The 8,865-nt window shown below is 71.4% G+C and carries 14 protein-coding genes; 9 read left to right on the forward strand and 5 right to left on the reverse strand.

What is annotated here, in order from left to right; translation table 11 throughout:
- The 3 genes from HW577_RS14915 to HW577_RS14925 all read left to right on the forward strand — a co-directional run.
- Positions 1-238 (forward strand): DUF167 domain-containing protein (locus tag HW577_RS14915; protein ID WP_198376944.1); only part of this gene is annotated, 238 nt, incomplete at its 5' end.
- On the forward strand, positions 235-1,083 hold the full coding sequence (gene folD / locus HW577_RS14920) for a bifunctional methylenetetrahydrofolate dehydrogenase/methenyltetrahydrofolate cyclohydrolase FolD (RefSeq protein WP_198376945.1): 849 nt from the start codon (positions 235-237) through the stop codon (positions 1,081-1,083). The genes HW577_RS14915 and folD, both read left to right, overlap by 4 nt.
- Entirely contained in the window at positions 1,080-1,313 is a 234-nt protein-coding gene (locus HW577_RS14925; protein ID WP_198376946.1) for a hypothetical protein, read from the forward strand. Before folD ends, HW577_RS14925 begins: the two co-directional genes overlap by 4 nt.
- Positions 1,314-1,317: 4 nt before the next feature.
- Here HW577_RS14925 and HW577_RS14930 read toward each other — a convergent pair whose 3' ends face one another.
- The gene (locus HW577_RS14930; protein ID WP_198376947.1) at positions 1,318-1,953 is read right to left on the reverse strand and encodes an FMN-binding negative transcriptional regulator; all 636 of its coding nucleotides are present in this window, start codon (positions 1,951-1,953) and stop codon (positions 1,318-1,320) included.
- Between the two features lie 139 nt (positions 1,954-2,092).
- On the opposite strand from HW577_RS14930, the gene HW577_RS14935 reads away from it, so the two are divergent.
- From HW577_RS14935 to HW577_RS14955, 5 genes are all read left to right on the forward strand, one after another.
- Complete coding sequence (locus HW577_RS14935; RefSeq protein ID WP_198376948.1) at positions 2,093-2,473, forward strand: hypothetical protein; 381 nt, start codon at positions 2,093-2,095, stop codon at positions 2,471-2,473.
- A gap of 211 nt (positions 2,474-2,684) precedes the next feature.
- Positions 2,685-3,590 carry a DMT family transporter gene (locus tag HW577_RS14940; RefSeq protein ID WP_198376949.1) on the forward strand — a complete coding sequence of 302 codons (906 nt, stop codon included), beginning with the start codon at positions 2,685-2,687 and terminating at the stop codon, positions 3,588-3,590.
- 179 nt (positions 3,591-3,769) lie between these two features.
- Positions 3,770-4,150, forward strand: coding sequence for a CZB domain-containing protein (locus HW577_RS14945; RefSeq protein ID WP_198376950.1), 381 nt, complete (start codon positions 3,770-3,772; stop codon positions 4,148-4,150).
- Between the two features lie 61 nt (positions 4,151-4,211).
- A complete protein-coding gene (locus HW577_RS14950; protein ID WP_198376951.1) occupies positions 4,212-5,669 on the forward strand; it encodes an amidase in 1,458 nt (485 codons plus the stop codon).
- Between the two features lie 247 nt (positions 5,670-5,916).
- Complete coding sequence (locus HW577_RS14955) at positions 5,917-6,390, forward strand: imm11 family protein (protein ID WP_198376952.1); 474 nt, start codon at positions 5,917-5,919, stop codon at positions 6,388-6,390.
- 72 nt (positions 6,391-6,462) lie between these two features.
- Here HW577_RS14955 and HW577_RS14960 read toward each other — a convergent pair whose 3' ends face one another.
- The 3 genes from HW577_RS14960 to HW577_RS14970 all read right to left on the reverse strand — a co-directional run bounded on the left by HW577_RS14960 (position 6,463) and on the right by HW577_RS14970 (position 8,291).
- On the reverse strand, positions 6,463-7,272 hold the full coding sequence (locus tag HW577_RS14960) for a GNAT family N-acetyltransferase (protein WP_198376953.1): 810 nt from the start codon (positions 7,270-7,272) through the stop codon (positions 6,463-6,465).
- Positions 7,269-7,769 carry a Fur family transcriptional regulator gene (locus HW577_RS14965; RefSeq protein WP_198376954.1) on the reverse strand — a complete coding sequence of 167 codons (501 nt, stop codon included), beginning with the start codon at positions 7,767-7,769 and terminating at the stop codon, positions 7,269-7,271. Before HW577_RS14965 ends, HW577_RS14960 begins: the two co-directional genes overlap by 4 nt.
- A gap of 96 nt (positions 7,770-7,865) precedes the next feature.
- Positions 7,866-8,291 (reverse strand): Ros/MucR family transcriptional regulator, encoded by a 426-nt coding sequence (locus tag HW577_RS14970; RefSeq protein WP_198376955.1) that lies wholly within the window; start codon positions 8,289-8,291, stop codon positions 7,866-7,868.
- 82 nt (positions 8,292-8,373) lie between these two features.
- Between HW577_RS14970 and HW577_RS14975 the strand changes: the two genes are divergently transcribed.
- Entirely contained in the window at positions 8,374-8,643 is a 270-nt protein-coding gene (locus tag HW577_RS14975) for a sulfurtransferase TusA family protein (RefSeq protein ID WP_198376956.1), read from the forward strand.
- Here HW577_RS14975 and HW577_RS14980 read toward each other — a convergent pair.
- Positions 8,624-8,865 (reverse strand): GNAT family N-acetyltransferase (locus HW577_RS14980; RefSeq protein WP_198376957.1); only part of this gene is annotated, 242 nt, incomplete at its 5' end. The two genes, HW577_RS14975 and HW577_RS14980, sit on opposite strands and share 20 nt — an antisense overlap.

Raw genomic sequence — 8,865 nt, forward strand, 5'->3', positions numbered from 1 at the left:
CGGACGCGTGCTCTTCCGATCCCGGCCGGCGGGGGACGGTCCGCGGCTCGCAATCTCGGTCGCCGAGGCGCCGGAGGATGGCCGCGCCACACGGGCGGCCTGCGACGCGCTGGCCGCGGCCCTCGGCGTCGCACCGTCCACCGTCGCGCTCGCCCAGGGCGCGGCATCCCGGGAAAAGACCCTGCGCGTGGCCGGAATCCCGGACCGCCTCGCGCCGCGCCTGGAGGCGCTCGCATGACCGCCCGCATCCTCGACGGCAAGGCGATCGCCGCCAGGCTCCGCGCACGCCTGGCCGACCGCATCGCCACCTTGCCCTTCCGCCCGGGCCTGCGCGTGGTGCGCGTCGGCGACGACCCGGCCTCGGGCGTCTATGTCCGCAACAAGGACAAGGCGGCGCTGGAAGCGGGCTTCGACAGCGCGACCATCCACCTGCCGGCCGAGACGGCCGAGTCCGCCCTGCTCGCCGAGATCGCCCGGCTGAACGCCGACCCGGCGGTGGACGGCATCCTGGTGCAGTTGCCCCTGCCGCCGCAGATCCGGGCGGAGGCCGCCATCGCCGCGGTCGATCCGGCCAAGGACGTGGACGGCTTCCATCCGCTGAATGCCGGGAGGCTGGCCGCCGGCCAGCCGGGACTCGTCCCCTGCACGCCGCGCGGCGTCATGCACATCCTGGCCGAAGCGGGCATCGCCCTGCGCGGCGCGCGCGCCGTCGTGCTCGGCCGCTCGCAGATCGTCGGCCGGCCCATGGCGCAACTGCTGCTCGGCGCCGACGCGACCGTCACCATCGCCCATTCCCGCACCAAGGACCTGCCCGGCGAGTGCCGCCGGGCGGAGGTCCTCATCGCCGCCGTCGGCCGGCCGGAACTGGTGCGCGCCGACTGGATCGCGCCGGGCGCGATCGTGGTCGATGTCGGCATCAACCGCCTGCCCGATGGGCGGCTGGTCGGCGACGTCGCCTATGCCGAGGCCGCCGCCGTCGCCGGCGCCATCACACCGGTGCCGGGCGGGGTCGGGCCGATGACCATCGCCTGCCTGCTGGAAAACACGCTGGATGCCGCGATCGCGCGGCGGGGTGGCGCATGATCCTCTGGCGCATCCTGCAGGTCGTCGGCATCGCCGGCATCCTGGCCTGTGGCATGCTCGCCTGGCAGGCGACGCCCTTCGGCGGGGATGGCTGGTCCCGCGCGCGGCTGCTCTATGCCGGGGCGGGCGCGATCCCCGCGCTGGCGCTTCTCGGCATCGCGGCGGTCGGGCAGGAATTGCGCCGGGTGCGCGCGGCGCTGGCGCGGATCGAGCAGAAGCTCGGGGACTGAAGCCTCATCCTGCGCGCATGGCCGCCGCCGCCGCGCGGTCGGCCGCATCCTCGCTCTCCGACAGCCCTGCCAGCACGCCGGCCCGGTCCGCCTCGTCCCGGTTCTGGGAGAGCTTCCGCTTGCCGACCAGCGTCTCGATCCGCAGCACGATGCCGACGATGCCCTTGAGCTGGCCTGCCACGAAGGGCTCCGGCGCGTCCGTCACGGCCCAGGGGTCGGGCCGCGCGGCCTCATGCCGGTCGGTCAGGCGGGAGACGAGCGCGTGCAGCCGCGCCGCATCCTCGATCACCTCCACTGTCCCGATCGCGTGCACCGCCACGTAGTTCCAGGTCGGCACGACACGCCCATGCTCCCGCTTCGAGGCGTAGAGCGACGGCGAGACATAGGCCTCCGGCCCGGGGAAGATCGCGCGCGCGACGCCCGCCCTCCGCAGCCCCTTCCAATGCGCATTCGCCTTGGCGATGTGGCCATGCAGCGTCCCGTGCGGACCTTCGCCTTCCTCCAGCATCAGCGGCAGGTGCGTCGCCTCCGGCGCGCCGCCATCGGGCGCGGCCGAGACCAGCAAGGCGAGACGGGCCGCGCGCATGATTTCCCGCAGCACTTCGGGGCGGTCCTCGCGGAAGGCGGGTGGCGTGTACATGGCGCGATGCTCCTCTCGCGCGCAGGCTATCGGCGGGGAGCGATCCGCGAAACCGGCATTATTTTACGAAAACGGAACGAAATCGGGCGAGCATCGTGACGCGGCGGCCATCCCGGCCGGCACGAGGGACCGCGAGACCATGGACCAACACTTCCTTGAAGCCATCAACCGAACGATCTCCGCGCACAGCGTCTGGAAGGTGCGGCTGGGCGACACCGCCGACGACCTCGCCACCAGGCTGCACCGGATGGCGCGCAGAAGCGGCACGCCGGACGATGCCGGGCAGGGCGCCGGCGCCGATCCGGTGGCTGACCCGCTTCGGTCGAGCGCGACCCTCAGTCCGGTCGTCGCGCTGCAGGCCGCCTTCCACCGCAACGGCGCCGCCGTGGTCGCCGAGGCGCAGGCCCACCGCTGCGCGCGCGCGGAATCCGCAGCCATCCTCGGCGCCAGCTTCGAACATGCCTCCCGGGAATTCGCCCAGGCGCTCGGGGCCGTGCGGCGTTCGCTCACCGCCTGTTGAACGCGACCGGATCGCGTGTTGCCGATCACCCGGAAGCCGGGCGTGATGCCGGCGCAGGAGTGACAGGTCCGGGGGAGGGGCGCCTCCCCCAGGACCCCTGCGTTTCCGGGGTGCCGGGGACTGACGGCCGAGGACGGCCTCCCCATTCCATGCCGCGCCGCCGCAACCCGCGGAGTGTCCGCGCGCGCCGGTCCGCACCATCCTCGCGCGCATGTCCGCCCTCGCCTGGTCGCTGCTGCTCGCGCTCTCCCTCCTCTGGGGCGGGTCCTTCTTCTTCGTCGGCGTCGCGCTGGCGGAGTTGCCGCCGCTCACCCTCGTGGCCCTGCGCGTCGGCCTCGCCGCGGCGTTGCTCTGGGCTGCGCTTCCACTGCTGCACGTGGCGCCGCCGCGCGCCTGGCGGGCGATCGCCGTCATGGCGCTGCTCAACAACGCCATCCCCTTCACGCTGATCGTGCTCGCGCAGCGGACGCTGCCCTCGGGCCTCGCCGCGATCCTCAACGCGACGACGCCGCTCTGGACCGTGCTCGTCGCCCATGTCGCGACGGCCGAGGACCGCGCGACCCCGACCAGGGTCGCGGGCGTGCTGCTCGGCTTCGCCGGCGTCGCCGCGATGATCGGCGTGGACCTGCTGCGCGGTGCGGCGGGCGCGGCCGCGGCGACGCTGCTCATGCTCGGCGCCACTTTGTCCTATGCCTGCGCGGGTGTCTGGGGGCGGCGCTTCAAGGCGCTTGGCGTCGCACCGGTGCAAGCGGCGCTCGGCCAGGTGACCGTCGCGACGGCGCTGATGGTCCCGCTCGCGCTGCTCGCCGAGCGTCCCTGGAGCCTGCCGCTGCCATCCCCGGCCGCGATGGCGGCGGTGGCGGGGCTGGCGGCGCTGTCCACCGCGCTCGCCTACCTGCTCTATTTCCGCATCCTGGCGCTGGCGGGCCCGGTGAACCTGCTGCTCGTGACCTTCCTCATTCCCGTCAGCGCGATCCTTCTCGGAACCCTGGCGCTCGGGGAAGCGCTGGACGCGCGCCACCTGGCCGGCATGGCGGCGATCGGTGCCGCCCTCGCGCTGATCGACGGCCGACCGCTTGGTCATGCGTCCCGGACCCTGCGCGCGTTGCGCCGGTAGGAGCCGCCCGCGATACGGCCCGTCTCCATCGGCATCGGTCCGTCATCGACCTCCCCACCAGAGCGGAGGCCGCGCGTCACGCCGCTCGCGACCGGGCTGTTTTCTCCGATATCGGAACGAAAGGCCGCAAGCATGGCGCCACGCCACCCATCCGGGCCGTCATCAGGGACCGAGCGATCATGGACAACAGCCTCTTCGAAGCCATCAACCACGCGCTTGCCGCGCTCGGGACCTGGAAGGCGCGGCTGCGCGGCGCGATCAACGACGGTGCGTCCACCCTCGATTGCGCGACGGTGGGGCGCGACGATGCGTGCGACTTCGGACGCTTCCTGCACGGCACCACGGTGCCCGCAAGCTTGCGCGCCACGCCGAGCTTCACCCGGATCGTGGCGCTGCACGCCGCCTTCCATCGCAACGCCGCCGCCGTGGTGGCCGATGTGCAGGCCGGCCGGCGGCAGCAGGCCGAAGCCGCCCTCGCCCTCGGCGCCAGTTTCGACCACGCGTCGACCGATCTCGTGAAGGCGCTGATCGCCTGGCGGCGCTCGCTCGCCCCCGCCTGAACGCGGCTGCTTGCGCCCGGGGCGCGGCCGGGCTGCACTCTTTCCGTTGAAGGAGCGCGCCATGGCCGACGACCGCCTGATCCGAATGACCGCGACGGAAGCGGTCGCCCGCCTGCGCGCGCGGGAGATCACGCCGCTCGACCTGATCGACGCCGCCGCCGCGCGCATCGCCGAGGTCGAGCCCGCGGTGAACGCCCTGCCCACGCTCTGCCTCGACCGCGCGCGCGACCACGCCAGGGCGCTGATGCGCGGCGAAAGGCGGGAGGCCGAAGGCGAAGCCGGCTGGCTCGCCGGGCTGCCGGTCGCGATCAAGGACCTGAGCGACGTCGCCGGCGTCCGCACCACCTATGGCAGCCCGATCTTCGCCGACCACGTCCCCACGCGCAGCGACCCGGTGGTGGAGCGCATCGAGCGCAAGGGCGGCATCGTCATCGCGAAATCCAACACGCCCGAATTCGGCGCCGGCGGATCGACCTTCAACGAGGTGTTCGGCCGCACGCGCAACCCGTGGAACACCGCGCTGACCTGCGGCGGATCGACCGGCGGCGGGGCGGTCGCACTCGCCACCGGCGAAGTCTGGCTCGCCCATGGCTCGGACCATGGCGGCTCGCTCCGCCGCCCGGCCACCTACTGCTCCGTCGTCGGGCTGCGCCCATCGCCCGGGCGCGTGACGCGCGGCACGCAGGAGGATCTGTGGTCCATGCTCTCGGTCCAGGGGCCGATGGCGCGCAACATCCCCGACCTGGCACTGTTCCTCGACACCATGGCGGGCTGGGACCTGGACGACCCGCTGACCTGGGAGGCACCGGCGCGCCCCTACGCCGCCGCCGTCGCGGCCGCGGAGGCCGAGACGCCGCTGCGGATCGCCTTCACCACCGATTTCGGCGGCGCCCTGCCGATGGACCGGGAAACGGCGGCGATCTGCGCCCGAGAGGTCCGGCGCTTCGAAAGCCTCGGCATCGCGGTGGAGGAAGCCCATCCCGAGATCGGCGCACTGAACGACGCCTTCCTCGTGCTCCGCAGCCAGCATTTCGTGGTCGATCGCGAGGAATTGCTCGCGACGAAGCGCGACCTGCTCAAGCCCGACATCGTCTGGCAGACCGAGCGGGGCCTGTCCGAGACCCCCTCCCGCCTCGCCTGGGCGGAACATGAGCGGACACGCTTCTTCCGCTCCCTCCGCGACATTTTTGCCCGCTGCGACGTGCTGGTGACGCCGGGCGCATCCACCCCCGCTTTCGACGTGATGCTCCGCGCGCCGGAGAAGATCGGCGGGCAGGTGCTGGAAAACTACATGGGCGGTTCGCTGATCAACGCCTTCGCGACCCTCGCCGGCTGCCCGGCCGTCGCGGTACCCTGCGGCTTCGACCAGCACGGGCGGCCCGTCGGGCTGCAGGTGGTGGCACCGCCACGGCAGGACGCGCGCGCGCTGCAGGTGGCGGCACTGTTCGAGCGCATGACGGGGCTGGATCGGATGCTGCCGGTGGAACCGCGGGCAGGGGTGGTGCCGCCCTACGAGTGAAAGGGCGGGGGAGGGGAACCTCCCCCGAGCCCCCTCCCTTTTCTATCTTTTGGGCGCTGACTGGGGGCGCGCGTCATGGCAGCGATGATCAAGTAGGCGCACGACACGCGCCTGAGGCCGGTTGTCCGGGGGGGCACCAAAGGAAGGGGCGGGGTCGAGTGCCGCGCTCAGCGAAGCGGGTAAACGACGAACGCCTCTTGGTGAGTTCGACTTCGGCAACAAGGGCGTCCGCTTCGAACCCGGGGATGTGAAGCCCGAGTTCTGGCTCACCTCGAAGCACCAGGCGTTGGCCGACTTCATGCCGGTGGTGGCGTGCTGGTGCGTCTCGGCGGAGTTCCGGGAGGTGGTGGAAGCCTTCGAACCCGGCCTGCACCAGTTCTTCCCGATCATGATCCGCCGGCCCAACGGCAAGCCGATCGAGCGCCTGGATGGGCGGCAGGTCGCGCCGGGCCAGTACTTCATCATGAACCCGCTGGTGCGCATCCATTTGTTGCTACCCGAGGAATGCATCGGCAAGCAGGGCCAGCGCCGCAAGACCCTGAAGGAAGTGGTGAAGTACGTCGACGACCTGTGCCTATCGCGCGCGGTGATCGCAGGGCGACACCTTTGGGTCGATGCCAGTTTCACCATGGGCGAGTTCTTCGTCTCCGACGCGTTGCTGGCCGCGTTGCGGGACAAGGGTTTGAAGGGCTTTCTCGTGCAGAAGCTGCGCGAAGCCTAGCGCCCGTCCCCAAAAGACAAAGAAGGTTGAGGGGGGCTCCGGGGGGAGAAGTTCCCTTCTCCCCCCGCCCGCCTACGCTTCCCGCACCTTGCGTTCGTAGTGCCGGTAGTACTTGTCCGTGATCTGGTCCGTCTTCACCAGCACCGCGACGTCGGTCGTGTTGAACTGCGTGTCCAGCACCGCCCCGTCGCCGACAAAGCCGCCCAGGCGCAGATAGCCCTTCACCAGCGGCGGCAGGTCCACCAGCGTGCGCTTCACGTCGATCGTCGCCGGGTCCTTGCGGATCATCGGCACGTAGCGTTCGGGCAGGGCGCGCGGGCGGATCTCCTCCGGCGCCATGTGGTTGGCCGCGAGGTAGGTCAGCTGGTCGGCCAGCGCGTCGAGGTCCGTCCCCGGCAGCGACGCGCAGCCGAACAGGATGGCGATCTTGTGCTTGAAGACGTAGGCCGCGATGCCGCCCCACAGCAATTGCAGCGTGCCGCGCGTGCGATAGGCGGCATCGACGCAGGACCGGCCGCATTCGACCAACTCGCCCTCGAAGGCGAGGATGCGGGAGATGTCGTATTCGGCGGCCGAGTACCAGCGCCCGAGCCTGGCCGCGGCGGGTCGTCGGATCAGCCGGTAGGTGCCGACGACGGATTTCGCCCCTTCGCCCTTGTCGTGGTCCACGACCAGGAGGTGGTCCGCGACGGCGTCGAAATCGTCCCGGTCGCGATGCGTGGCCGCCGTCGCGGCGTCCGGATGGGCGCCCATTTCCTCGTAGAACACGCGGTAGCGCAGCGCCTGCACGGCATCGATCTCGGCCGCGTCCACCGCGAGGCGGACGCCGAGATTGCCTGAGCGGAGCTCGCCGAAGCCGGGGTCTGTCTCCAGGTCGCTCATGCGTCGCGCGCCTCTCGCCGGCGTGGCGCCGGGCCTGGCGCCGGGTCGGGGTCGATCTTGCGGCCGAACAGTTCCAGGCGCTGGCCGACCAGCGAGAAGCCGAGGCGGCGCGCCATGGCGCGGGCCAGCGCCTCGAATTCCTCGTCGGCGAATTCGATCACCTTGCCGGTGTCGACATCGATCAGGTGGTGGTGCTGGCCGCGATCGGCGGGGTCGTAGCGGGCGCGGCCGCCGCCGAAGTCGCGGCGCTCGAGGATGCCCTTTTCCTCGAGCAGGCGGACCGTGCGGTAGACGGTCGCGATCGAGACCTTGTTGTCGAGCGCGAGCGCGCGGCGATAGACGTCCTCGACATCCGGATGGTCCTCGGCCTCGCTCAGGACGCGCGCGATCAGCCGGCGCTGCCCTGTCATCTTCAGCCCCTGCTCGATGCAGAGCCTTTCGATGCGCGACGCGCCCTGGTCCGGCGCGTCCGGCCGAGGCTTGGTGCGGGTCTCCATTCGGCGGTCGTGGCCCCGTTGTCCTGCGGCGCCCGTCCCGGCGCGGCGGCGGACCATACGCCCGCCGGCCGTGCCGGGCCAATCCCCGTGGGTGGGTCAGCCCTTGCCCTTGCCGCGCGAGCGCGGGGTCGTGCCGAGGCCGATCTTCTTCGCGAGCGAGGAGCGGTGCTTGGCGTAGTCGGGTGCGACCATCGGGTAGTCCGCCGGCAGGCCCCAGCGTTCGCGGTACTGGTCCGGGGACATGTTGTAGGCGGTCTTGAGATGCCGCTTCAGCATCTTCAGCTTCTTCCCGTCCTCCAGGCAGATCAGGTAGCCCGGCGTGATGGACTTCTTGATCGGCACGGCCGGCTGCGGCCGCTCGGGTTCCGGCGCCGGGCGCGTGCCCACGCCCGAGAGCGTGCGGAACACTTCCTGGATCAGCCCCGGCAATTCGCTCGCGGGGACGGGATTATGCGACACATGCGCCGAAACGATCTGGGCGGTGAGCCCCAGAAGTTCCGAACTCGGATTCGACTCGGCCATTCGACATGCCCCCCATCGCCATGGCAATGAGGCCTTCTAGCCACCATCTCGACAAGCCGCAATTGCGGGAGAGATAAATTACATGAAAGCCAGGTCATTTCTTGTCGGTGACGAAGAATTCCAACCGGATTCAAGCCTGGATATCACGGGTGAGACTTGCCCGATGACCTTCGTGCGTGTGCGCCTGGCGCTGGATCGTCTCGCGCCAGGTCAGTCGCTTGAAGTCCTCCTCAAGGGGGAGGAACCCCGCCGCAACGTCCCCCGCACCGCCGCCGAGCAGGGTCATGCGGTGCTCGCGGCGGAGGAGGGTACGGGCGGCGCGCTCCGCCTCCTCATCCGCCGGGGCGGGTGAGGTCCAGCCGGAGCACCAGCGCGTCAGACCCGTCAGGGTAGTAGCGCCGCCGCCGCCCGGTCTCCGCCGCGCCGAGGCCCGTGTAGAGCGCGCGCGCGGATCCATTCGCCTCCGAGACCTCGAGGAACAGTTCGGCTGCGCCGCGTCGCGCGGCCTCGGCCGCCAGGGCGCGCATCAGGGCGCGGCCGAGCCCGGCGCGGCGCGCCCCGGGACGGACGCCGA

The organism is Neoroseomonas rubea (assembly GCF_016106015.1).
GTDB classification, from domain to species: domain Bacteria; phylum Pseudomonadota; class Alphaproteobacteria; order Acetobacterales; family Acetobacteraceae; genus Neoroseomonas; species Neoroseomonas rubea.